We start from the raw sequence: 23,740 nt of genomic DNA on the forward strand, positions 1-23,740 counted from the left end.
CGGGCGCTACGCGAGCGCCGCGCTGTCCATCTGCGCGGGCACGAACCCGCCCCAGCCGTCCTCGATGAGGCCGGTCCGCAGGCGCTCCATGGCGGCGTCGAGCTCGGGGGCCTCGGGGTGGCGGGCCGAGGAGAAGGACAGGTCCTCCTCGCAGCGGATCGGCAGCACATGAAGGTGCAGGTGGTCGACGCCGTATCCGGCCACGACGAGCCCAGCCCGGGGCGCCTCGAAGACTCGCACCTGCGTGGCACCGATGCGCTTGGCGACTACGGCCAGGTGCGCCACCACGTCGTCGGGCGCATCCACGTAGGAGTCGACCTCGGCTCGGGGGACCACGAGGACGTGCCCGTCAGTGTGCGGCTCAATGGTGGCGAAGGCGACGCAGACCTCGTCCGCCCACACGAAACGGCCGGGAATCTCACCGGCGATGATCTTGGTGAAAATCGTGCTCATGGCCCCATTGTCCCCCAGCCGCGCCCGGATCCATCCAGGTTTGTCAGCAGACGAGCAGTCGCTCACGGGCACGAGTCGGCACGACGTCGAGCCACAGGCGAGTGCACAGATACCGCGCCAACTAATCCGGAACGAACTGGGCCTGAGCGGGATCGAGCCGTTCAACGTGCTCGATGGCCGTGAAGAAGATGGCCTCCTGGTCGCGAACCAGGGCCGAGCCCCCCGTCTCACCTCAAGGTGCAGGCCGGGAGTCGCCGGGCCACCATCCATACTGTCCACTCCTCATCATGGATGAGAACGTGCTCTCTGATGGCGTAGGCGGAAGTGTCTGCCTCGCTTTGGAAGAAACGGTGTCGCCAGGAACTGCCTATTGCTGCCCCATGAGTCACTCTCTCGCTCGAGCCACGATGAACGCACAGGAGCCTATCAAGTCGACAAGTACGCAACACCCTGACTTTGAGTAGTTTCGATAGCAATAGTCCGACAATTCAAGTTCACACCACCAACTACACCTCACAACACACTAGATGTCCTACAATTTCCATAGTCCACCCTGAACCCAACCATCAGGAGCGCCCGTGCTCCAAAAAGGAACAACCTCGTTTTCGGGAAACGTCCTGAACACCGAAGGTAGTATTTTAAGATTACCCGCCTTAAGAACTCTCAGTAGATATTGAATCAAAGTAGCCTGACCAAAAATTCGATTCATTGCATCGACACAGAATAGCACCTCGGGATGCGTTTCCCTTCTCGGCAACCTAGGCGTTTTACCATAAACTCGATTATACATACGTCCATGATGTGCCGCGATGTTTCTCACGATATTCAGGGCTTTTAGCCAAGATTCCAACTGAGGAGAAGTGAGATTGACAGCATCAGCAACCTTCACCTGAGCAACGCGAGGTGACATTGAATAAAGATGCGTCAACATCCCCCAGTCCAACAACTCAACCGCCACCCATATCGGAAGGGTTCCACCATACCTCTCCTTGTGGTGCTGCACAAAGTCCTCACGAGAAGTATCCAACTTTTCGTTATACCTCTTCAGCCACTCTTTGTATTCTGACGAGCGCTCCCCTCTTGCGACAGGACCTAACAAATCTGCATTAAGATGGATGCACGGGTCTATCTCACCCAACGCATGCCCAACCAAGGCTCGCATCGACAGTTCAACTGGCGCCAGCGCAGCGAGGACCGCCACCCTAAGTCGTGCATCAAAATCATAGAGAGCAACCACATCATCAAAAGCAGAGCCAGGAAGAAAACGATCAGATCGACCACCCCCATCCGGCCTACGCATACGGAACGGATACCAGTACCCCGATAGGCGATAGTAGTTGACCCGACGCAATTTCTCGATGGCTCGCTCACGATCTGCAACACACATTCCCCGCCCTATAAGGAGATCTACCTGCTCCTCATAAGTTTTAAAGCTCTTGGGCTGTTCAACCACCATTGCCACCTTGACTCATCATCGAGATAAAACGAAGACCGGCCCTGGACTTCCTTGACGGAAGCGGAACCGGTCGTGATGGCTAGAAATATAATCGACGAAATGCCCGAGATCCAACTTAATGCAACATGACTTAAGTCACAATTTTGCACAAAATAGGGTAGTGACAGCTTCAGGTCAGGCCAGCAGCCACAGGGAGCCGTCAGGGATGACGGCCTCCGGAGCATCCTTGGGCCCTGCGCTGCGTGAGGCGTCGTCGTCCAGCAGGGTGATGACGGTAGCCCGACGGCGGCCACCGCCCTCCACGGCCGGCGCCACGGTGCCCCGATCCTGGATCCTCACCCGGCTGTCCAACCCGATGCCGCCCCTCTCCAGGCGGCGCAGTGTCTCGGTGTCGTCCTGGATCCGTCCGACGACGCCGTCGGAGCCCACCGGGAGGGTCTCCAGGCCCACCAGGTCGGGCACAATAAGGCGGCCGTCCGCCGTGGGGATCGGGTCCCCGTGCGGATCACGGGTGGGGTGCCCCAGGACCGCATCGAGTCTCTCCAGCAGCCGCTCGGAGACGGCGTGCTCAAGCTCCTCGGCCTCGGCGTGCACCTCGTCCCAGCCGAAGCCGAGCCGAGTGACCAGGTAGGTCTCCAGGATGCGGTGGCGGCGGATCATGCCCATGGCCCGGCGCCGCCCCTCCTCGGAGAGGGTGACGGCCTTGTAGGGCTCGTGGACGAGCAGCCCCTCCTCCACGAGGCGAGCCACGTTCTCCGAGGCGGTCGAGGGCGCCACCCCCATACGTTTGGCCAAGCCGGTGACGGAGGCGCCCGCGCCGCCCCACTCACTGGCGACCCACACGACCTTGAGGTAGTCCTGCGTGACGGTCGAGTCCCCCGCCACCGAGGACTTCCCGCCGGATCCGCTCGGAGTCCTCCGCCCCATGGGCGCAGTCACCCGAACAGCCTGGCCAGCTGGCCGCCGAAGGCGATGACGATGGTGAGGACCACCACCAGGTACATCGCCGCCATGATCCACCAGCGGGCCTTGAGCACGTCCAGCGCCAGGTTGTCGCGCAGCCCCAGGTGCCCGCCGGCCGCGGCCCAGGCCCAGGAGTGGGCAGCCACCGGGATGGTGACGGACCAGATGACCATGCAGAAGGGGCAGAGCTTGCCGAAGGTCACGATGGAGACGGACAGGAACCAGATGACGAAGGCGATCCCGCCGAGGCTGCCGGCGCTGAGCCCCCACCACATCCAGCGCGGCAGGCGCGCGCCGCTGAGCAGGACCGCACCGATCGCGGCCAGGGCCCCGAAGGCGATGGCCCCGACGAAGGAGTTCGGCACTCCCAGCAGGTTGCCCTGCCACACATTGAGGGAGTCGCCGCAGGACACCAGGGGGCTGACGTCGCAGACGAGCTCCGCGTCCGGGTTGCGCAGCAGGTCGAGCTGGGCGCTGATGAGCTCCCAGCAGGCGAGGATCCCGATGAGCGCGCACACGGTGAGCAGCCAGCCGAATCCCCGCTCGGCCCCGGAGCGCCGCAGCCAGGACGGGCGCACGGCTAGGTCCTCGCCGGCATCGCGGCGGGTGCGCCGGTCGAGCTCCTGAGCGGGGGCGGAGCCCAGGTAGGCCTCGAGCTCTTCCTCGCTCATCTCATCGATCTCGGCATCTGTGGGCATGCGCGACATCGTCAGTCTCCTCACCGGTGGTGCGTCAGCAGTTCTTCTGGGCGTCATGGGGGTTGTCAGGACGAGAGCGTATGCCACATGCGGCCACCTGCGCCCTACCCGTCCGAGGAATCGCTCTCCCCCTGGGCCTCGGCCCCCTCCTGTGGCTGCGTGGCCTCCTCAGGCCCCACGCTCTGCGAAGCCTCGGTCGGTGCCTGCACCGAGGTGGCCGACGCCGACGGGCTCGGAGTCGACGCCATCGTGGCCGTCGTCTGTCCCGGGGCGATACCGGGCACGGGCCGCCACGCCCCCACCGTCACTGAGGCGTCGGAGTGAAGGATGACCGTCCGCCAGGCCACCAGCGCCCCGGTGGCATCGAAGGACAAGACGTGGAGGAAGGCGTCCTCGGTGACCGCGCCCAGTGACGTGCCGCCCTTGCCCGCCCCCGAGATGATCCCGGTGACGGGCAGGCCGGTTCGGGGGCTGATCTCTGTGGTCATCCCCCGCTCGGCGTGGACGTGACCGGCCAGGAGCAGCGGCGCACAGCCCTCCTTCGTGAGCGTGTCGAAGGTGGCGGGCTGGTGGATGAGAACGACGTCGACCGGCGTACCCCCGCAGCTGGTCGTGGCCAGGCGGGAGGCGATCTTCTCGGTGGTCTCCCCGCCGCGGGGCTTGGTGCCCGCCGCCGTCGTGCGCTCGGCGTCGTCGTGCCCCAGGACAGTGATCCCGGCGACCGTCTGAACCGAGCCGTCGGTGACGGTCCACCCCTGGGAGCGCAGGCGGGAGGCGGTGGCGTCGGAGTCGTGGTTGCCGATCGTGGCGACCTTCTTCGCCGAGCTCGGGACCGCCTGGGTCAGCGCGTCGACGCACACCCGCTCCGGATCCGAACCGGTCATCGTCAGGTCGCCGTCATCCATGTGGATATCGGCGCCCGAGAGCTGGTCGAGGACCCCGGAGAAGGCGATGACATCGAGGTTGCAGTGCAGGTCCGTGGTGAGCACGGCGGTCTTGCGTCCGCGCTCGGACACTGAGCGGGCCCCGGTCACCGAGATCGAGGGCGTCGCAGCGGCCCTCGGGCTCTCAGACGGCTGCGGGGCGGCATCGGGCTCAGGATCGGTGGCCTTCACCAGGGTCTTCGCGGAGGACGCCCTGACCCGGGCCTGCAGGTCCTCGGTGTCCACCTTTCCGTCAGCGGCGGTGACATCCACCAGGCCCTCAGTCTGCTCGGCGGCCTTCCAGGCAGCCCGCAGGTTGGTGTCCGCCTTGGCGTAAAATCCCTTACTCGTCTCCACGAAGGTACGCGCCTTGGGACCATAGGCGGTGACGACGTCGGCGATGCGTCCTGAGAAACGGGCCTGGGCCAGCGGGGTCCCCTCCAGGACGGACAGGGTGGAGCCGGGCGAGGGGGCCGTGCGCATGGCCGGCATCAGGAGAAAGGCCACGGTGGCCACGGCCGCGGAGAACGCCACGGTGGCGGCCCAACGGTGCGAGACGCCGGCTCGGACAGTCTCACGCCAGGGCTTGGTCGGTGCCAGGCGCCAGGCGGCCACACAGCACAGGAAGATCGCCTCGACGACCCCGGCCCGGCGCAGGGCGTCGCCGGCAAGTCCGTAGAGGCCCTGCCGGATCGTCAGGTCGGGGTGGGAGACCAGTGAGAGGTAGGAGGTCGCGTCGGAGGACAGGGACTGCCCCACGCTGGCCGCATTGGCCGTATCCGGTGCCGGATCGCCCGGGATCTCCCCCAGGACCACCTTGACACCGAGGATCCCCGCAGGGGACTCCATTGCCGCGGTTCCCAGCGGCCCGAGGTCCAGTGTGACCGTGGAGTCCAGGGTTGTCGACCAGGTCGCCTCGTGCGGGCCGACCGGCGTCGAGGCCGTCGCCGTAGACACCCCCAGCAGGAGGGAGACGAGGCTGGAGGCCAGGATCATGGCCGCCGTACTGATCGCCGTGCGGGTGCCGCGGCGACGACGACGCCACCACAGGCGCGGCGAGAGCAGCACCGTGACGACCAGGGCGCAGCAGTGCCGCACGGCTGTCAGCAGACCGTCCCACCGGTCTCCGGCTCCTCCGGTAGTGCCGGTACCGGCATCGGTGTCAGGGTCTGAAGCTGTCCGTAGCACAGCTCACCTCAGAGACGAGCGCCCAGTGAGACCTGGGCGGCAGGGTCCTCACCGTCGTGCGTCTGAGAGGCGATGAGACTCGCCAGGGAGGTGACGTAGGTGACGGTGTCCTGCCAGCCGCCCACGGCCTGGCAGGGAACGCCCAAGGCCTTGACGGGGTAGTCGTTTCCCTCCGGGTCCAGGCGGTCGCCGACGAAGATCATCTCCTCCAACGCGATACCGGTCACCTTAGCCAGGCGCCTCATACCGTAGGCCTTGTCCACCCCCTTGAGAGTGATGTCGACGCTCGTGGAGCCGCCTGAGCGGACCTCCAGGTCCGGCAGGAGCGGGGCGACGGCGTCACGCAGAGCGGCCTTCTTCTCACCCGTGGGGTCCCACGCGCGCTTGGCGTCCAGAGGGGCCTCCTGCCCCAGGGCGGAGAAGGTGATCTGGCTGCCGCGGTCCTCCAGGATCTCCCCCCAGGTCTTGTCCTCCCACAGGCCGAGCCGACGCGCCTGGGCCTCGACGATCTCGAAACCGGTGCGGATCTGCTCAGGGGTGAGGTCGTTGGCGTAAACCAGCGTCCAGGCGTCCTCATCGCTCTCGGCGCGGGAGGGGTCGTAGGTGTAGTAGCGCGTTCCGCAGGTGGGCATGAGGTGGAGCCGGGAGAGCTCGTCGGCGTCGGCATCGAGGTGGGCCAGGACCTGGTCGCGGAACTGCCCCATCTGCCCCCCGGAGATGATGCAGACGGGGACGACGTCGAGCAGCCGCCTGAGCGCTGTGGCCATGGCCGGTGGCATGGCCGACTTCGAAGGCGCCAGCGTGTCATCGAGGTCGAAGGCCACCAGGCGGGGCAGCACCTGGAGGCTCATATCAGTCTGAGTCATAGGCGTATTGTGTCCCACCCGCCTGGAAACCGGCCGAACCGGGCCCCAGACGGGTGGTGGAGTCAGTCTCTCTTCTCAGGCGGTCTCGTCAGTGGATCTCTGCGGACGCACTGCGAACCGCGCCGGTCAGTCGGTCTGCTCGGGGTTGAGCATGTGCTCGCGAGCACGCGCCGAGGCCTCGGCCCGGGCGTCGCGGTCCTCGCGGCGTCCGCGCGAGATGAGTGCGGTGATGGACACCGCCAGGCCACCCCAGATGATGACGATGGCGATCAGCATGATGAGCACGGCGATTCCGGTCATCTCAGTCCTCCTCCCGGGAAGCGGCCTCCAGCGTGAGGGGCTCGAACTCGTCCACCGGGGTCTTCCAGGGGATGAGGCTCATGACGGCGGTGCCCAGGGCGACCACCAGCAGCATCCCCCACCCGAAGACCATGACGAAGCCGCTGGAGTAGGCCTCCGACTCGTATCCTTCAGACAGGTACGTCCACAGGGTCTGGATGAACATGTATCCCAACAGGACGGGGACGACGGCGCCGACGAGGACCCGCCACCACAGGCCGATCATCCGGGACTCGGAGACGGCGTTGAGGTGGTCCTGAAGCAGCCTGGTGCGCCGCAGCACCCAGCCGACCACCACGCACATGATGATGGCCGAGGCGACCACGCCGATGTTGTTGATGAAGGCGTCCACGACGTCGAGGTCCGGCAGGCCCGAGCTGGTGGCGAACAGGACGAAGGACAGGACGGCGGCCGGGACGCCGACGACGAGGGAGGCCTTCTTCGGCGTCAGGTCGAGCTTCTCCCCCACGCCGGCGGCCACCACCTGGATGATGGAGATGAAGGAGGTCAGCCCCGCCATGGAGAAGGAAGCGAAGAAGAGCACCCCGAAGAGCGCGCCTCCGGGCATCTGGGCGATGACGGTGGGGAAGGTGATGAAGGACAGGGAGGGCCCGGTGATCTTCATCTCGCTGATCCCGACATGCTGCGTGTGCGCCATGAAGCCGAGGGTCGCGAAGACTCCGATGCCTGCGAACAGCTCGAAGGAGGAGTTGGCGAAGCCCGCCACGAGACCGGTTCCCACCAGGTTGGAGCGGCGCCGTTGGAGGTAGGAGGCGTAGGTGAGCATGATGCCGAAGCCCACGGACAGGGAGAAGAAGATCTGCCCGAAAGCCGCCATCCACACCTGGTAGTCCAGCAGGGCGGACCACTTGGGTGTGAACAGAGCATTGAGGCCTTCCCCCGCCCCCGGGAGCATGAGGGCGCGCACCACGAGGCCGGCGAACATGAGGACCAGCAGCGGCAGGAAGATCTTGTTGGCCTTCTCCACACCTCCGCTGACTCCCAGGGCGGTCACCACCAGGCCGAAGCCCCATACGAACAGCAGCGGCAGGGCCACGCCCATGATGACTGTCGGGGAGTAGGCGACCTCGGAGCCGAGCCGGTCCATCCCGATGTAGTTCTGGAAGAAGCCTGCCGCGTCGTCGCCCCAGGCGATGTTGAAGGAGAAGAGCATGTAGCGCAGGGACCAGGCCACGACCACCGCGTAGTAGGTCATGATGACGAAGCAGATGAAGACTTGGAACCATCCCAGCCACTCGAGCCTGGCGGACAGGCGCCTAAAGACCGCCGGCGGGGAGCCACGGAAGCGGTGGCCCAGGGCGTAGTCGAGGAAGAGGATCGGCAGCCCAGCCGCCAGCAGCGCGATGACGTAGGGAACGATGAAGGCGCCGCCGCCGTTGGTGTAGGCCACGCCGGGGAAGCGCCAGATGTTGCCCAGCCCGATCGCCGAGCCGATGGCGGCGATGAGGAAGCCGAGCTGACCGCTCCACTGCTCGCGCGGGGGCGCCTGAAGAGACTCGCTCTCCTCTGTCTTGGAGGTCATGAGTGCCTTCCGTGATGTGACGAACGAAGGCGGCCCTGGGGCTACCTTCTCCTGCGGATGGGGCGCAGGCCCTTTTGTCGTTGGACGCTAGCCCAGCGACCACGATGTGTCGTCTGATGTTCACGATACGGACAATCGTCAGGGCGGGATACTGTCTTTTCTCACGCGATCCATGCCACACTGAACACCACTGTCCACACCTGATTCACCACTCCGAGAGGACCCCCATGGCCACCCCTCATATTGCCGCAGAGCCGGGAGACTTCGCCCCAGCCGTCCTCATGCCCGGCGACCCCAAGCGGGCCCGGCGCATTGCCGAGCTCCTCATGGATGACGCCCGCCTGGTCACTGACGTGCGCGGGATGCTGGGCTTCACCGGGACCGTGAACGGCAGGCCACTGAGCGTCATGGGCTCGGGGATGGGGCAGCCCTCCTTCACGATCTACGCCACCGAACTGTTCAGCCAGTTCGGGGTGGAGCGGATCATTCGGGTGGGCACCGCCGGCGCCCTCTCCCCGAAGGTCAAGGTCGGCGACGTCATCGTGGCCACCGGCGCCCACACGGACTCCTCCATGAACCAGCTGCGCATCCCGGGCGTCAACTTCTGCGCGGTGGCGGACTTCCGGCTGGCTGCGGCCGCATACGAGGCCTCGCAGCTCGAGGGGGCTCTGGCCGGCGGAGAAGTCCACCTGGGCACCGTCATGTCGCGGGACCACTTCTACTTCACCCCTGAGGGGCAGACCGAGGCGCTGGCGAGGTACGGGGTCCTGGGAGTGGAGATGGAGGCCGCCGCCCTCTACGGGGTCGCCGCCGAGTACGACAAGCAGGCGCTGGCGATCCTGACCGTCTCCGACCACCTGCTGGACCACTCCGGCGACATGAGCGCCGCCGAGCGCGAGACCCGTTTCGCAGACTCTCTGCGCCTGGCCGTGGCGGCGGCCCACAGCTGATCCACGTGCAGTCCTCCAGGTCGCTCGGGCCTCCGGGCGACCCAGACAACAGCGACTCCCCGGAGGCGGGGCGGGCAGTGTCCGCCCCGCCTTTGACGTAGTGCCCTCGCACAGCGGCAAGTCCTCAACCACACCCTCGCAGGGCTGCCTTACCTGCGAGGAATAACGAAAACCGACGGCACACAACCCCAGCCTTCCTCAAAGGCCTCCAACGGGCGAAAACAACCTGACATGAATCGCTAAAACAGCGTCATTGCAACGATTGACAACGTGATCCGAAGCAGGACAGGCTGCCCTTCGTTGCCGGGGAGCGGATGCGGATTTACGTTATTCACGTCCACAGCGCACATCCGCTCGAAAGGAAAAGCATCATGTCCGTCACCAAGATCTCCTCCTGCACCACCACCTCCTGCGCCTTCAACAACGGCGGCTGCACCGCCTTCGCCATCACCGTCGGTGGCGACAACGGCGCACCGGCCTGCGACACCTTCATCAGCCTCGACGCCCGCGGCGGTCTGCCGGTGGCCGAGGGCCACGTGGGTGCCTGCCAGCGCCTCGAGTGCGTCCACAACAAGGACCTCATGTGCACGGCCGAGGCCGTGACCGTCGGCGGCGACACCGCCGCCTGCACAACCTACGAGGTTCGCTGACCGGAAGGCTCTCCAGCTCGAGCGGCTGGGGGCCAACGGGGATGCCACCGCATGGTGGCATCCCCGTTTTGGTTTCTGCAGTCGGATCAACGGCCGCCAGCGCAGCCGGGTGACTGAATTTCGCCTCAGGGACGAGCCAGGCGCTGCGGCAGGGCCTGAGAGGCCAGCTGCTCCAGGGTCGGCCCGACCTCACCGGCACCGGCCAGGGCCTGCGGGAAGGAGACCACCAGCGTGATGACCTCTTCACCGGTGATAGACATGAGGGTCACCCCGTGGGCATCGACGTCGACGCACAGGGTCCTGTCCCACAAAGTGGGGCACACCCCGACGGCAGGGCGGGAGGAGCAGACCCATCCGAGCATCTGCCCCTCACGCACGGCCTCGCACACGGCCCGCAGCCCCAGCTGGCCGACGGCGCTGACCGCCTCATGGGCGTCCATGATCTCCTGAGGGCTCCAGGAGGGTGAGAGGGCTGCGCCGGCATCGGTGGAGTCGACGTCGAGGATCTCCTCAATGTCGTGGCTGGAGACCCCGGAGACGCAGTGAAGCATGACCCGCTCGCAGGCAATGACGCCCAGCCGCCCACCGGGTCCCGAGGCAATCTCCCGGACCCGCTCGAGCGGATCCTCGCCGACGATGGCGCAGTGGCAGGCAGAGGACCGAGAGGAGGCCAGGACCAGGGCGCGGTCCTCGCCCTCGACCCAGGTCAGGCTCCCGAGCAGATGAGCGGTGGCGGCAGTGATGCGGACACCGGGCTCGGCCGCGTCGAGAGTGACATCAAGTCGGACGTCAACGGCGACGCCGTCGGGCGCGATGGCCAACGGGGTGCTCTTGGGAGGACAGGCGGCAACGAGGATCCGGCCATCGGCCCGCATGGCATGAGCGACGAAGGCAGCCGGTGCGGAGGGGTCGATGCGGTAGGCCGTTACCGCGGCGCTCCCACTGCCGGCCAGAAGACGCCGGGCCATGCGCCGAGCACGCTGCATGATGTCAGGAACCTGAACGGAGGTCACACGCTTACCTTCCTACCGTGTTGCCGCACGTGGGAGCGGGGTGCTCCCAGCAGCATCTGAAGGTGAGGCTACCCTCAGTCTGCTCGCGGAGCCAGTTCCTCTCGAGAACCCGCACGTGGGGCGCGTCTCAGCGAGCCAGCCCGGGGAAAAGGTGCTGGATCCCGACGACGATCATCTGCACCGCGATCGAGGCCAGGATCATTCCCATGAGGCGAGTCATAATGGTGCGCATCGTCTTGGACAGACGAGCACCGATGCTGGCTGAGAAGTAGAGGACGATCCCGAGCGCTATGAGGACGGCCGCCAATGCAGCCACAACCGCCGCATGCCCGTCCAGTCCCCGGGCCTGGGACTGGATGACAATGATGGTGGCGATTGTTCCCGGACCCACGAGGATGGGGAAGGTCATGGGGTAGAAGGCAATGTCGTTCCCGTCACCGGCAATGACGTCGCGCTGCTGCTGCTTCTCCTGCGCGCTGCCCTCGTGGGCGCTGGAGCCACTGCCGTGGAGCATGGACAAGGAGATGATGAGCAGGACGATTCCGCCTGCAATCCGGAAATCGTCGACGCCGATGCCGAAGAATCTCAGGATCGTCGCACCGAGGAGCAGGACGACGGCGCACATGACGGTGGAGGAGATCGTTGTACGAACCGCTGTGCGCCGCTGGGTCGCAGCATCCTGGTCTTGGGTGAGGCTCAGGAACAGGGGCAAGTTGACAAAGGGGTTCATGATCGCGAAGAAGGCACCCAAGGCCTTGACCAGTACAGCAATAGCCATACCCGCATTGTGCCGCACAGTGTAACGGTGAGTGGAGAAACACAATGACCCTCGCCTGGATGGCGGGGCCTGCTTGGTGATGTGGTGGAGCTAGGGGGATTCGAACCCCCGACCTCTTCCATGCCATGGAAGCGCGCTACCAACTGCGCCATAGCCCCGTCCGGGCGTCGCTCGCGTGCGGCGACACGGACAACTATATGAAGTTCGGACCCGTCAGAGCAAATCCGCACCACGTGCACTACCTCACCCGTTCAGCCCAGGATGCTACCCAACGAACTGGAGTCAACCGGCGGCCCGGCGTTCCACGTCACCACCGACCAGCCCGGAGACCGTTCGCCGGTCCGCAGGAGCGCGTAGCAGCAGTTGCTCATGCCACGTAGGCCGAACCACTGCTGGGCATCCATCCCCAGCAGGTAGGTGGCCCCCAGGTTGGTGGCCGCTCCGTGGGAGACGGCCACCACGACGTCGTCCTTCTGAGTGCCTGCGACGATGGCCTTGAGCGCCTCCCCCACCCTCTCGGCGGTCTGACGGCGCCCCTCGATCCTGAACTGCGGAAGCTCTCCCCCGGCGCGCCAGGTGGCGTAGTGCTCCGGCCACTGCTCCTTGATGTCAGCGGCCTTGAGCCCCTCCCAGTCCCCGAAGGACTTCTCCGCCAGTCCCTCATCGATCTCGACACTCAGGCCGGTCAGCGACGCCAGCACCTCAGCCGTGGCCCGAGCCCGCACCAGCGGGGAGGAGACGATGCGAACGGGCCCCAGCGCCACGATGCCCTCGGCGGCGCGCCGGGCCTGGTCGCGACCGGTCTCGTTGAGAGGGATGTCGACCCAGCCCTGAATACGCCCTTGACTGTTGTAGTCGGTCTGACCGTGGCGCCACAAAATGAGATCCGTCATGACGCAGTGGTCTCCCAGCCACCGAGGGCATCACCGTCTCGGCTGCTCTCATGCGTCAGGTCCACCGGCAGCTCGATAGCGGGGCAGTCCTTCCACAGACGTTCGAGCGAGTAGAACTCCCGGTCCTCGTTCTGCAGGACGTGGACGACGACGTCACCGTAGTCCACGAGGACCCAGTGGGCGTCGGCGAAGCCCTCCCGGGTGCGGCGCTTGGCCCCGGCATGGTGCATGACCTCATCGACCGCGTCGACGATGGCGTGGACGTGGCGGTCGTTCGCCCCGGAGGCCAGCAGGAAGACGTCAGTGAGTCCCAGTCGCTCGGAGACGTCGATGGCGACGAGGTGCTCGGCCTTCTTATCGGCCGCCGCGCGAGCGGCAGCGATCGCCAGGCCGGTGGCGTGTTCAGTGGCGGACACGGCTCTCCTTCGGGACGGTCAGTCGGACATCATGCGGCAGCGGCGACTGTACCGTGCACGCCGCCGTCAGACGAGCTGACGGATCCACTCCCCCGCCCCGATGCCGGCCGCCATGGCGCTCGAGCTGCCGCCGAGCTTGCCGTTGGAGATCAGCAGCGCCAGGACAACACCGATGATGAGCAGCAGGAGGACGAAGATGAGTGCGGCCATGAGGATCTTACCGATGCGTGAGGAGGAGCCGGGCTGCTCCATCGGCAGGACGTGATCGGGGGTGGGCACCCTGCCAGTCACCTCGTTGACGGGAGCCAGGTAGGGCTCCTCGGGAGCCTCAGCAGCCGGGGCCGCCACGGAGTCCCACTCAGAGGCCCCCAGCGGACCATTGCCGTTCTCGGCCTCCTCGCTGTAGAAGGCGTAGGGGCTGACGGCCTCACCGGGGACGGCTGCGGTCTCAGCCGTCCCGTCCACGATCGCCTCCTGGAAGCTACCCGCCTGCGGGGGCTCATGCAGAGACCTCCACTGCGGGGCCCCGGGCGCACCGAACTCAGAGTCCTGCGCAGCCTGAGTCGAGGGTGCCGACGTCGGCACCACCATGGTCTGCGCCTCGACGTCGATCTCGACCTCAGCGTCGCCCTGCACCATCGGCTCCTCGACGGAGGGGGCGCCGTAGACATCCTGCGCGTCGGCGGCCTCCTGGGCCGACGGCGAGCTGTCCACGGGCTGGACCGAGCTGAGCTCTCCCGTGGAGGCGTTCACGGTGCGTACCCCCTGCGCAGCGGCAGGAATCCGCACGATGGGGCGGCGCACCGAGCCGGCGGAGGACGCCGACCCGGCACTGACCCCACTGCGGGCGGACTCGGTGGTCCGCGCGGCCCCGGCCTGCCCGTAAACGGCGAGGTCGGCGGCACCGGGGACCGTCGCGGAGACGGCGGGAACAGCGGAGGCGGCGGGAACAGCGGAGGCGGCGCTGACGACGTCGGTCGCTGAGGAGGACTGCGAGGAGGAATCCCCGTCGCCCTGGGCCGCCGGCTCGAGACCCTCCCGGTAGTCGTAGGGACTGGTGGCAGGCTCCTCGGTCTCAGCGCCGTCGCTCGCCTCAACCGCGCCCCGAAGCTCATTGCCCTGCGGGCTCTCCGGCTCCTCCGTCTCGGAGACGGAGCCTCCTTCAAGGCGGTCCTTGAGCGAGAAGCGGGTGGGCACCGGCGCCGGCTCGGAGCTGGCCTCCGCAGCCCAGTGGGCGTCGTAGTCAAGGGTGGCCACCGGCAGATCAACGGCCTCCATCAGGCCCGTCTCGATCTCGGAGATCGCCACGGCCTCGGCCGCCGACAGAGAGCGCCAGCTCGGAGCGGAGGCGGCCGGCCCCTCGGGGTCGGACATGCTCAGGGGCGGGTTCTGCCCTCCCTGCTCGAGATAGTCACCCCCGTCCACGGCAGCGGGCTCGACCGGCTCCCCCGGGCCGGACTCGGCCTCGTCACCGGAGGTGGCGGAGGAACGAGAGGTGACCGACGTGGGATCGGCAAGAGGGTCCTGGAGCGCCTGAGCCTGTTCAGGGGTGATCTCGCCCGCCTCGACGGCAGCCCTGAGCGCCTTGGCCTCCTCACGCAGACGCCTCATCTCACGCCGGGTCAGGAGCGGCTGCTGACCGGTCAGGATCGCCTCGCGCTCCGCGGCACGCTCCGCCTGCCGGATCGCACGACGACTACCGCGTGGAGCGTGCTCATCCGGCGTCGGCTCCTCGGACGTGGGGGCATTGACGCCGGTCTGCTCAGTGCTCACCGTCGTTCTCCTTCCTCAGGGACTGCTCGCGGGCCACTCTCGCCGTCATCGACGTCGCCGACGCCGGCCGCAAGGCCATACGATAGAGCCCGTACTTGCGTATGTACTGCACGACACCGTCAGGAACCAGGTACCACACCGGAGACCCCTCGCCGACCCGCTGACGGCAGTCAGTCGACGAGATCGCCATGGCCGGTACCTCCACCAGCGAGATCCGGTCGCGGGGAACCCCGGAGTCGCTGAGGACGTGCCCGGGACGCGTCACCCCCACCAGATGAGCCAGGTCGAAGATCTCCTCACTGTCCTTCCAGGTGAGGATCTGTGCCAGCGCGTCGGCCCCAGTGATGAAGTACAGCTCCGCGCCCGGGTACTCGGTCGCGATGTCGTGAAGGGTGTCGATCGTGTAGGTCGTCCCGCCCCGGTCGATATCGACCCGGGAGACCGTGAACCTCGGGTTGGAGGCCGTGGCGATGACCGTCATGAGGTACCGGTGCTCGGCCGGGGAGACCTTGCGCTCCTTCTTGAAGGGCTGAGCCCAGGTGGGCACGAAGATGACCTCGTCGAGAGCAAAGACGTTCTGCACCTCACTGGCTGCGACCAGGTGCCCATGGTGGATCGGATCAAAGGTTCCCCCCATGATGCCGATGCGAAGCGGACGAGCAGACAGGGTCACGCGCTGCGCCTCGCTTCTCTCTTGGGGGACACGTTTGGTTCTCCTCAACCGGCTTGGACAACTGCAGTTGGCGAACATACTGCCACGGCCTACCCCCATTGTGGGTCTCCGCAACGCCATAAGCGAGTTATCAGCCAACGGCGCAGAGACGCGAGGCGGCATTCGGGCTGCCGTCAGACTACTTCCAGCCGGCCAGTGCGCGCCCCGCCGCCCCCAGCACCGGGGCCGTTGCCCCGAGCCTGGCGGCCATCAGCCGTGGCGCCGGCAGGTCGCCCACGAGATCAGCCACCCGACGTCGCAGAGGCTCAAGGAATGCGGCCTCGTCAGCCCGCATCAGCTCGGAGTTGACGACGACGTCGAGGGGGCCGAGCAGACCGACACCGTGAGCGACGAGCTCCGCCAGGCAGTCAAGGCCGGTCTCCCAGACGCGGCGCGCCTCCCGGTCCCCCGAACCCATCGCACCGAGGAGGGCCTCCAGACCTGAGGCGCACTGGGTCAATGACTCACCGGAAGCGTCATCACAGCTGCCCGGCTCCGGCGCAGTGGCGCCGGAGCCGGAGGAGCCCGCGGAGTCATCGAGCATGCCGGCGGTGTGACGCCTCACCATGGCGCACACGGAGGCGACATCCTCCAGACGGGCCCTCTCCCCGCTCCAGTCCGGATCGGGAACTAGGATCCGACCGACCTGACCGGCCCAGCCCTCACCGAGCACCGGGGCGCCGCCCAGCAGGACGGCGGAGGAGATCCGCGCACCGACCGCCAGATAGAGGCAGTTCCTTCCGGCCGCACCCCACTGGCTCTCGGCCCAGGCGCCACAGCCTGCATCCTGATAGACCCTCACCTCAAGGTCTCCGGAGAGTCCGGGTACCTCGACGGCCTGAGACGACAACGACTGCCTCACCAGGCTCGCCAGCGGGGCGTCCTGCAACCCGAGAGTCTCGCTGCGGCGCACGCATCCCTCATCCTCGTCGACGACGCCGGGCACACTGACCCCGACCACAAGTGTCGCCGCACCGGACGCTCCATCGCTGAGGTCATCGGCGAGGCCCGCGCACAAGGACTGGACCGCGCTGCCGATCTCCTGGGCCAGCCGGTCGGCGTCTGAACGGCACTCCTTGGGAACGGGCCGTTCCAGGGAGGACACGGCACTCCCCCGGCCATCAGCGACAACCGCGGAGACGGCGTCGGCACTGACATCGACCCCCATGGCGACGACGCCCTCCTCACGGCGGAGGGGCGCGGCAAGGTCAGCGGGACAACCCATATCTTCTCTGTTCTCGGAGGCAGGGCGGCGAGCCTACGAGGGCCGCTACCCCACGCAATGGCGTGATTGATGTCGACGACAGTAGCAAGGTTTGTATCGCGATGTGTCGCTCTCAGGAGGCAACCGCGGGCATCACTGAACTATGCTGACATCCATACGCTGGCTACCTGCCGCACGGTCACTAGAATACGGCAAGTAGTTGATGTGCAAATCACGTACACGCCCCACTCCCGCCCCGTCCCTTCCCTCTTCGTCCCACACCACCCCCTTGACCCCCAGGAGGATCGAGATGTCTCGGCATGATCGCCATTCGGCCATCCTCGACATCGTCATGGACGAGGGCAGCGTCCGTATCGATGACATCATCACGCGGTTGGGGGTCTCGGCGGCGACCGCACGGCGCGATCTCGACCACCTGGCGGACCAGCAGCTGGTCAGCCGTACCCGTGGTGGCGCCATCGCCAACCCCACCTCCACCGAGCCGCCTCTGCGCTATCGCACCTCCAAGATGGCCGATGAGAAGACCCGCATCGCCAAGGCGGCGGCAGCCCTGGTGCACCCGGGTGACTCTGTTGGTCTCAACGGCGGCACCACGACCACCGAGGTGGCTCGCGAGATCGCGCTCCTGCCGGAGCTGACCGATCCGGAGGTGCCGGTCACCCTGGTCACCAATGCCGTCAACATCGCCAACGAGATGGCTGTGCGCCAGTGCGTGCGCGTCGTCGTCACCGGTGGGATCGCGCGAGCCCGTTCCTTCGAGCTCACCGGCCCCCTGGCCTCTCTCATCCTTCCCTCGATCAGTGTGGGCACGCTCTTCCTGGGAGTCGAGGGCCTCAATGTCAGAGGCGCCTATACCCAGCACGACGGGGAGGCGGCCGTCAACGCCGCCCTGGTCGAGGCCGCCGAACACGTCGTCGTCGTGTGCGACAGCTCCAAGCTCGGCAGGACGGCCTTCGCCCTCATCTGCCCCACCGCCAAGATCGACACCGTCATCACCGACGACGCTGCTCCCGCCGACCAGGTCGAGGCCCTGCAGCAAGCCGGAGTCCAGGTGCGACTGGTCTAGCCTCCGACAAACCTGAGAGCTTTCTCATCCGTACTTAACTGTACTACCAGCACCGCCTGCACTCCGGCTCGGCGTCGCCGTGGTCGAGGAGTGGGACGACGTGGCCCGTGGGCTCGCCGTCAGGACGATTCCCGGTTCCGTCGCGGACTCGGCGGGATGGGAGAAGACCATGCGGGTGACCGCGAGCAGGAGGCCCGCTGTCACCACGACGACCGCGGCGGCGATGACGCGGCCGCGACCAAAACGATGTAGCAGACTCGCCACCCCGGTGTCCTCCCCTTCTCCCCGATTGTCCTGGCCCCGTCCAACTTTTGTCGACCGTAACATGAATGAGAGGACAAAGCACTGGAGTACGGCGCCGGGAAGTCACAGAACTGATCCACAGGCTTCTCACAATCAGCACAACTCCGAGGCGTCCCAATATCAGGGCTCAGGGACGGATGTGGCCGTCTCCCTCAACGATCCAGGTCGTCGTCGTCAGCTCGCTCAATCCCATGGGGCCGCGGGCGTGGAGCTTCTGGGTGGAGATGCCCAGCTCGGCCCCCAGACCCAGCTGCCCTCCGTCGGTGAAGCGGGTCGAGGCGTTGACCATGACGGCCGCCGAGTCCATGCCGGCGATGAAGTCGTTGATGACGCTCACGTCCTGGGCGAGGACCGCCTCGGTGTGCCCGGTGGTGTGGGCACGGATGTGGTCGATGGCCTCCTCCAGGCTCTTCACGACACGCACGGCCAGGTCCAGCGAGCCGTACTCGGTGTCCCAGTCGGCCTCAGTGGCCTCGGTCAGGAGGTCATCATGTCCACCGTCCGCGGCCGCCTCGGTCAGGAGCTGGTGGGCAGTGGAGTCGGTGTGCAGGACGGTGTCCTTGTCCCACAGGGCTCGGGCGGCCGCCGGCAGGTAGGTGGCGGCGACGTCGGCGTGGACCAGGAGCGTCTCGGCGGCGTTGCACACCCCGACGCGCTGGGTCTTGGCGTTGACGATGATGTTCACCGCGGCCTCGAGGTCGGCACTGGCGTCGACGTAGACGTGGCAGTTGCCCGATCCGGTCTCGATGACGGGCACGGTGGACTGCTCGACGACGGTGCGGATGAGTCCGGCCCCGCCCCGCGGAACCAGGGCGTCGACCAGACCGTGGGCGCGCATGAGGGCGCGGGCCCCGTCCCGACCTGCGGCATCAATGCTCGATACGAGGTCTGCGGGCAGTCCCTGCGCCTCCAGGGCGCTGCGCAGGGCCGTGACGATGGCGGCGTTGGAGTCCTGGGCGGCGCTGCCTCCGCGCAGGATGATGGCGTTGCCGGACTTGACGGCCAGGGCGGCAGTGTCGACGGTGACGTTGGGGCGGGCTTCGTAGATCATGCCGACGACGCCCAGTGGCACCCGCACCCGGCGCACTCGCAGCCCGTTGGGCATGACCGAGCCGTCAACGACCTGGCCCACGGGGTCGGGCAGAGCGGCCACCTCGCGCAGGGAGTCGGCGATGGCTGACAGGCGGCCGGAGTCCAGGGCCAGGCGGTCGAGGAGGCCGGCCTTCATCCCGCCTTGGCGTCCGCGCTCCAGGTCGGCGGCGTTGGCCGCGAGGATCGCTTCACCGTGCTCGGTGAGGCTGCGGGCCATGGCCTCCAGGGCGGCGTCCTTGACGGCGCGCGGGGCCCTGGCCAGGCTCCGTTGCGCCGCGCGGGCTGAGCGGGCGGTTGCGGTGACGAGCTCGTGGGCCTCAACGTCGTTCATGGGGACACCATAGAAGAAGAGACCCCGGCAGGAGGAGTCTGCGTCGGCCCGCAGAACCACTGGCGGGCCACCGGTGTGAGGGCTAAGGTACCCACGGTGTTCACGAACAGCAAGAGGGTAGGGATCCACCGGCCAGGGGTTGTGCGTACTGCACGAAGGCCCCACCTACCTGAAGCACACCCGCCTCTCCTCCAGTAGCACCCCACCCTCGTGCAGTGGTCCGGCCGAGAGTCGGCTCGGGCGGTCCGGGGATAGTGGGGACTGCGGTTCGCGCCGAGGACGTACTGTTCGTTCGGGGACTGCGTTGTCCGACGGGATACTGGGTTCCCCGCGTCGTCGTTTGCCGTAGAACGCAGTCCTGGTAACAGAAGTACGTCCTCGATGGTGCAGTGGTGCCCTGCTAAAGGTCCACGGCGGCGCGCAGGGACGCTGCAGGAACGAGCAACTCACTCGGACATTGTGACCGCCCCACCGATCGAATCGCCAGGATTCGCGCCCATGCTTGAGGCGATGCGCTCAGACTCCGGCGATACGGGGCAGCTCGGCGAGATCGTCGCGGTGGATCACTGGGGCCACGTGATCGGGGGCGGGGGCGCCCTCGGCCCGGGCCGCCAGGACCTCGCGCAGCTCAGCAGCGGCGTAGCGGCATATTCCCCGCGCCAGGACACCCTCGGGGCCGACGACATCGACCACGGAGCCCGACTCGAAGTCCCCGTCGACGCCGGTCAGGCCGGGCAGCAGGAGCGACTTCTTTCCCACGGTCAGGGCCCGGGCCGCCCCGGCATCGATGAGAACACGCCCTTCGGGCTGGGAGGCGTGAGCCATCCACAGCCGCCGGCTGGGGCGGTGGGGCCCGGTGGGCTCGAACCAGGTGCCCAGGTCGCCGGGAACCCGTCCCTGCCCCAGGAGCCCAGCGGCGTCGTCGGCCCGAGCGATGAGGGTGGTGGTGCCCGAGGCGCAGGCGATGGTGGCGGCCTGGAGCTTGGTGGTCATGCCGCCGGTTCCCACGAAGGAGCCGCGCCCGGAGACACTGACCCCCGCCAGGTCCGCCAAGGAGCGCACATAGCGGATGGGCGTGGCGCCGGGGGTCCCGGGGCGCGCGGTCCACAGGCCGTCGACGTCGGTGAGCAGCACCAGGACGTCGGCGGTCACCAGGTGGGCCACGAGGGCGGCGAGCCGGTCGTTGTCGCCGAGGCTGAACTCGCTGGTGGCCACCGCGTCGTTCTCGTTGATGATGGGGACGGCTCCCAGTGAGAGCAGGGAGTCGAAGGTGGCGCGCACCGTGCGGTAGTGGCTACGGATGGCGACGTCGTGGGCGGTCAGGAGGACCTGGGCGGTCACCAGTCCATAGGCGCTCATCGCGGTCTCCCAGCGGGCGGCGAGCCGCCCCTGTCCCACGGAGGCGGCCGCCTGCAGGAGGCTGAGCTCGTCGGGGCGCCGACTCAGCCCCAGGGGCACCAGCCCTGAGGCGACGGCCCCGGAGGAGACCAGGACGACGTCGTGGCCACGCCTGCGCATGCCTGCGATGAGGCCGGCGAGGATGTCGATGCGGTTGAGATCGAGCCCGCCGTCGGCACGCGTCAGGGACGAGGAGCCGACCTTGACCACCACGCGGGCACCGGCGGGCAGTCGTTCCGGGCGCTCCTGCCCACCGGCGGCGCCGGTGCCGGTGCCGGTTCCTGATGGTGTCACGGGATCCCTCCGGTCAGTCCTCGTTGTCCCCGTGCCAGGAGGCGGCATCGGTCCACAGGCCCTCGGCGGCCTCGTCGCGCAGCTGCTGGCGCGCGGCCTCCTTGGCATCCATCATCTCGTGGTACTGGCTGCGCCGCTCCACGTTGGTCCGACGCCGACTGGTCTCCAGGCGCAGGTCGGTGCCTCGGGCGCCCAGCAACTCGGGCCCGGTGGTCATCGTGGGCTCCCAGGTGAAGAGCACTCCCCCGTCGACCTCGCCGATGAGGACGGTGTCGCCGGCGTGGGCGCCGGCCTTGACGAGCTCGTCCTCGACCCCGGCCGCGGCCAGACGGTCGGCGAGGTAGCCGACCGCCTCGTCATTGGAGAAGTCGGTCTGACGCACCCAGCGCTCGGGGCGCTGCCCGCGGACCTGGTAGACCTGCCCCTCGCTGGGATGGGCCAGCAGACGCACCTGGGCGACGCTCTCCTTCTCCCGGCGCCCGACCGCCGCGGGCCGGATGATGGGGCGCGGCTCACCCGAACCGTCAGTCGCACCGGGCTCGCGGTCGCGCTGGGACGTGGCCGGAGCGGCCTTGCGAGCCCGCTCGACCTCACCGGCCAGAGCGAAGGACAAGGGGCGCAGCCCCGTGTGCGCGACCGCGGAGATGATGTGGACGGGCAGCTCCCGGGCCTCGATGTCGGCGCGCACGAACTCGGCGAGCTCGGCGGCGTCGGGGACGTCGACCTTGTTGAGCACCACGATGCGGGGGCGCTCCATGAGGGGGACCCGGCCGGTCAGGGAGGGGTCGTCCTCCTGCTCGCCGAGACGCTCGGAGTAGGCGGCGAGCTCGGCCTCAATGGTGTCCAGGTCGGACAGGGGATCGCGCCCCGGCTCGAGGGTGGCGCAGTCCAGGACGTGGACGATGACGGCGCAGCGCTCGATGTGCCGCAGGAAGTCCAGTCCCAGCCCCTTGCCCTGGGAGGCACCGGGAATGAGGCCGGGAACGTCGGCGATGGTGTAACGCACGTCGCCGGCCTCGACGACCCCGAGGTTGGGTACGAGGGTCGTGAAGGGGTAGTCGGCGATCTTGGGGCGGGCAGCGCTCATGGCGGCGATGAGGGAGGACTTGCCGGCGCTGGGGTAGCCCACCAGGGCGACGTCGGCGATGGTCTTGAGCTCCAAGGTGATGTCCTGGGCCTGACCGGGCTCTCCCAGGAGGTGGAAGCCGGGGGCCTTGCGCTTGGAGGAGGCCAGGGAGAAGTTGCCGCGCCCGCCGGTGCCGCCCTGGGCGACGACGACGCTGGCGGCCTCCCCCACGAGGTCGGCGATGACCTGACCGCGCGAGTCCTTGACGACGGTGCCCTCGGGAACGGGCAGGACGAGGTTCTTGCCGTCAGTACCGCGACGCCAGTCCCCCATGCCGGGGGTGCCGTTGCCGGCCCGTTGGTGCGGGGAGCGGTGGTAGCTCAGCAGGGTCGTCGCCCGGAGGTCGACGGTCAGGACGACGTCGCCGCCATGACCGCCGTCGCCGCCGTCGGGTCCGGCCAGGGGCTTGAACTTCTCACGGTGCACGGAGGTGCAGCCGTTGCCGCCGTCGCCGCCGGCCACGTGGAGGACCACTCGGTCAATGAAGCTGGGCATGGGGTCTCCTGTGAGTCCGGGATAGCGAGAGAGGGTGGACGGCAGCTGCCGTCCACCCTCTCTCGCGACGTGTTGATGTGCTCGGGGCTCAGGCCTCGGGGAGCACGACGTTGACGACCCGGCGACCGCGGAAGGTGCCGAACTCGACGTTACCGGCGGCGGTGGCGAACAGGGTGTCGTCGTTGCCGCGGCCGACGTTGCGGCCCGGGTGGAAGTGGGTGCCGCGCTGGCGGACGATGATCTCGCCGGCCTTGACGAACTGGCCGCCGAAGCGCTTGACGCCGAGGCGCTGCGCGTTGGAGTCGCGGCCGTTACGGGAGGAACCAAGACCCTTCTTGTGTGCCATGGTTGAAGGCTTCTTTCTTCTCGAGCGTGTGCGTTCAGGATGCCCGCGTGCTGACTGACGCCGGGGCGGTCACTTGATGGCGGTGACCTTGACGGCCGTCAGCTGAGCGCGGTGGCCCTGGCGCTTGCGGAAGCCGGTCTTGTTCTTGAACTTGAGGATGTTGATCTTGGGGCCCTTCTCATCGCCGACGATCTCGGCGGTGACGGAGGACTTGGCCAGATCGGCGGCAGAGGTGGTCACCTTGTCGCCGTCCACCAGCATGACGGGGGCGAGGGTGACCTCGTCGCCGATCTCACCAGCAAGCTTGTCGACAACCACGACGTCGCCGACGGAGACCTTCTCCTGACGGCCGCCGGCCTTGACGATCGCGTAGACCACTTGAATGCTCATCTCTGTAGATTCTTCGAAAGGCTCTCACTCGCTGCAAGACCGGGATCGGCCTCGCCAGGA

General features: G+C 67.4%; 24 protein-coding genes and 1 tRNA gene. 3 read left to right on the top strand and 22 right to left on the bottom strand.

Going from position 1 to position 23,740, the window contains the following annotated elements:
- Nucleotides 1-6: 6 nt before the first annotated feature.
- The 8 genes from BKH20_RS08925 to BKH20_RS08960 form a co-directional block, all read right to left on the bottom strand.
- A complete protein-coding gene (locus BKH20_RS08925) occupies nt 7-453 on the bottom strand; it encodes an HIT family protein (protein WP_075371804.1) in 447 nt (148 codons plus the stop codon).
- 532 nt (nt 454-985) lie between these two features.
- Complete coding sequence (locus BKH20_RS08930; RefSeq protein ID WP_075390765.1) at nt 986-1,909, bottom strand: Abi family protein; 924 nt, start codon at nt 1,907-1,909, stop codon at nt 986-988.
- Nucleotides 1,910-2,083: 174 nt separating this feature from the next.
- Complete coding sequence (locus tag BKH20_RS08935; protein WP_075390766.1) at nt 2,084-2,836, bottom strand: metal-dependent transcriptional regulator; 753 nt, start codon at nt 2,834-2,836, stop codon at nt 2,084-2,086.
- Nucleotides 2,837-2,844: 8 nt separating this feature from the next.
- Nucleotides 2,845-3,579 (bottom strand): vitamin K epoxide reductase family protein, encoded by a 735-nt coding sequence (locus BKH20_RS08940; protein ID WP_075390767.1) that lies wholly within the window; start codon nt 3,577-3,579, stop codon nt 2,845-2,847.
- Between the two features lie 95 nt (nt 3,580-3,674).
- Nucleotides 3,675-5,681: a serine/threonine protein phosphatase gene (locus BKH20_RS08945; RefSeq protein WP_075390768.1), complete on the bottom strand. Its 2,007-nt coding sequence runs from the start codon at nt 5,679-5,681 to the stop codon at nt 3,675-3,677.
- Nucleotides 5,682-5,689: 8 nt separating this feature from the next.
- On the bottom strand, nt 5,690-6,547 hold the full coding sequence (locus BKH20_RS08950; RefSeq protein WP_075390769.1) for an HAD hydrolase family protein: 858 nt from the start codon (nt 6,545-6,547) through the stop codon (nt 5,690-5,692).
- A gap of 126 nt (nt 6,548-6,673) precedes the next feature.
- The gene (locus BKH20_RS08955) at nt 6,674-6,847 is read right to left on the bottom strand and encodes a methionine/alanine import family NSS transporter small subunit (RefSeq protein ID WP_075390770.1); all 174 of its coding nucleotides are present in this window, start codon (nt 6,845-6,847) and stop codon (nt 6,674-6,676) included.
- Nucleotide 6,848: 1 nt separating this feature from the next.
- Nucleotides 6,849-8,429 (bottom strand): sodium-dependent transporter, encoded by a 1,581-nt coding sequence (locus tag BKH20_RS08960; protein ID WP_075390771.1) that lies wholly within the window; start codon nt 8,427-8,429, stop codon nt 6,849-6,851.
- Nucleotides 8,430-8,656: 227 nt separating this feature from the next.
- Between BKH20_RS08960 and deoD the strand changes: the two genes are divergently transcribed.
- Nucleotides 8,657-9,379 carry a purine-nucleoside phosphorylase gene (deoD, locus tag BKH20_RS08965; RefSeq protein WP_075390772.1) on the top strand — a complete coding sequence of 241 codons (723 nt, stop codon included), beginning with the start codon at nt 8,657-8,659 and terminating at the stop codon, nt 9,377-9,379.
- 371 nt (nt 9,380-9,750) lie between these two features.
- Nucleotides 9,751-10,029 carry a DUF1540 domain-containing protein gene (locus BKH20_RS08970; RefSeq protein WP_004565152.1) on the top strand — a complete coding sequence of 93 codons (279 nt, stop codon included), beginning with the start codon at nt 9,751-9,753 and terminating at the stop codon, nt 10,027-10,029.
- Between the two features lie 125 nt (nt 10,030-10,154).
- On the opposite strand, the gene BKH20_RS08975 is transcribed toward BKH20_RS08970, so the two are convergent.
- From BKH20_RS08975 to BKH20_RS09010, 8 genes are all read right to left on the bottom strand, one after another.
- Nucleotides 10,155-11,042, bottom strand: a complete 888-nt coding sequence (locus tag BKH20_RS08975) for a hypothetical protein (RefSeq protein WP_075390773.1) — start codon at nt 11,040-11,042, stop codon at nt 10,155-10,157.
- A gap of 127 nt (nt 11,043-11,169) precedes the next feature.
- Nucleotides 11,170-11,820 (bottom strand): MarC family protein, encoded by a 651-nt coding sequence (locus tag BKH20_RS08980; protein WP_075390774.1) that lies wholly within the window; start codon nt 11,818-11,820, stop codon nt 11,170-11,172.
- Nucleotides 11,821-11,902: 82 nt separating this feature from the next.
- Nucleotides 11,903-11,978 (bottom strand) — tRNA-Ala (locus tag BKH20_RS08985).
- Nucleotides 11,979-12,071: 93 nt separating this feature from the next.
- Nucleotides 12,072-12,713 (bottom strand): histidine phosphatase family protein, encoded by a 642-nt coding sequence (locus BKH20_RS08990; protein WP_075390775.1) that lies wholly within the window; start codon nt 12,711-12,713, stop codon nt 12,072-12,074.
- Nucleotides 12,710-13,129 carry a ribosome silencing factor gene (gene rsfS / locus BKH20_RS08995; protein ID WP_075390776.1) on the bottom strand — a complete coding sequence of 140 codons (420 nt, stop codon included), beginning with the start codon at nt 13,127-13,129 and terminating at the stop codon, nt 12,710-12,712. The genes BKH20_RS08990 and rsfS overlap by 4 nt, the downstream gene beginning before the upstream one ends.
- Nucleotides 13,130-13,195: 66 nt before the next feature.
- Nucleotides 13,196-14,902: a hypothetical protein gene (locus tag BKH20_RS09000; RefSeq protein WP_075390777.1), complete on the bottom strand. Its 1,707-nt coding sequence runs from the start codon at nt 14,900-14,902 to the stop codon at nt 13,196-13,198.
- The gene (nadD, locus tag BKH20_RS09005) at nt 14,892-15,575 is read right to left on the bottom strand and encodes a nicotinate-nucleotide adenylyltransferase (RefSeq protein WP_070662809.1); all 684 of its coding nucleotides are present in this window, start codon (nt 15,573-15,575) and stop codon (nt 14,892-14,894) included. Before nadD ends, BKH20_RS09000 begins: the two co-directional genes overlap by 11 nt.
- A 178-nt stretch (nt 15,576-15,753) precedes the next feature.
- A complete protein-coding gene (locus tag BKH20_RS09010; protein WP_075390778.1) occupies nt 15,754-16,839 on the bottom strand; it encodes an ROK family protein in 1,086 nt (361 codons plus the stop codon).
- A 289-nt stretch (nt 16,840-17,128) separates the two neighbouring features.
- On the opposite strand from BKH20_RS09010, the gene BKH20_RS09015 reads away from it, so the two are divergent.
- Nucleotides 17,129-17,905: a DeoR/GlpR family DNA-binding transcription regulator gene (locus tag BKH20_RS09015; protein WP_075390779.1), complete on the top strand. Its 777-nt coding sequence runs from the start codon at nt 17,129-17,131 to the stop codon at nt 17,903-17,905.
- 24 nt (nt 17,906-17,929) lie between these two features.
- On the opposite strand, the gene BKH20_RS09020 is transcribed toward BKH20_RS09015, so the two are convergent.
- From BKH20_RS09020 to rplU, 6 genes are all read right to left on the bottom strand, one after another.
- Nucleotides 17,930-18,169, bottom strand: coding sequence for a hypothetical protein (locus BKH20_RS09020; protein ID WP_256693111.1), 240 nt, complete (start codon nt 18,167-18,169; stop codon nt 17,930-17,932).
- Nucleotides 18,170-18,335: 166 nt separating this feature from the next.
- Nucleotides 18,336-19,631, bottom strand: a complete 1,296-nt coding sequence (locus BKH20_RS09025) for a glutamate-5-semialdehyde dehydrogenase (RefSeq protein ID WP_075390780.1) — start codon at nt 19,629-19,631, stop codon at nt 18,336-18,338.
- A 516-nt stretch (nt 19,632-20,147) separates the two neighbouring features.
- Nucleotides 20,148-21,242, bottom strand: a complete 1,095-nt coding sequence (gene proB, locus BKH20_RS09030; RefSeq protein WP_075390832.1) for a glutamate 5-kinase — start codon at nt 21,240-21,242, stop codon at nt 20,148-20,150.
- A 94-nt stretch (nt 21,243-21,336) separates the two neighbouring features.
- Nucleotides 21,337-22,944: a GTPase ObgE gene (gene obgE, locus BKH20_RS09035; protein ID WP_075390781.1), complete on the bottom strand. Its 1,608-nt coding sequence runs from the start codon at nt 22,942-22,944 to the stop codon at nt 21,337-21,339.
- Between the two features lie 88 nt (nt 22,945-23,032).
- Nucleotides 23,033-23,290 (bottom strand): 50S ribosomal protein L27, encoded by a 258-nt coding sequence (rpmA, locus tag BKH20_RS09040; protein WP_003785909.1) that lies wholly within the window; start codon nt 23,288-23,290, stop codon nt 23,033-23,035.
- 69 nt (nt 23,291-23,359) lie between these two features.
- Complete coding sequence (gene rplU / locus BKH20_RS09045) at nt 23,360-23,680, bottom strand: 50S ribosomal protein L21 (protein WP_075371787.1); 321 nt, start codon at nt 23,678-23,680, stop codon at nt 23,360-23,362.
- Nucleotides 23,681-23,740: the final 60 nt, after the last annotated feature.

It is taken from the genome of Actinomyces oris (assembly GCF_001937445.1).
Classification (GTDB): domain Bacteria; phylum Actinomycetota; class Actinomycetes; order Actinomycetales; family Actinomycetaceae; genus Actinomyces; species Actinomyces acetigenes.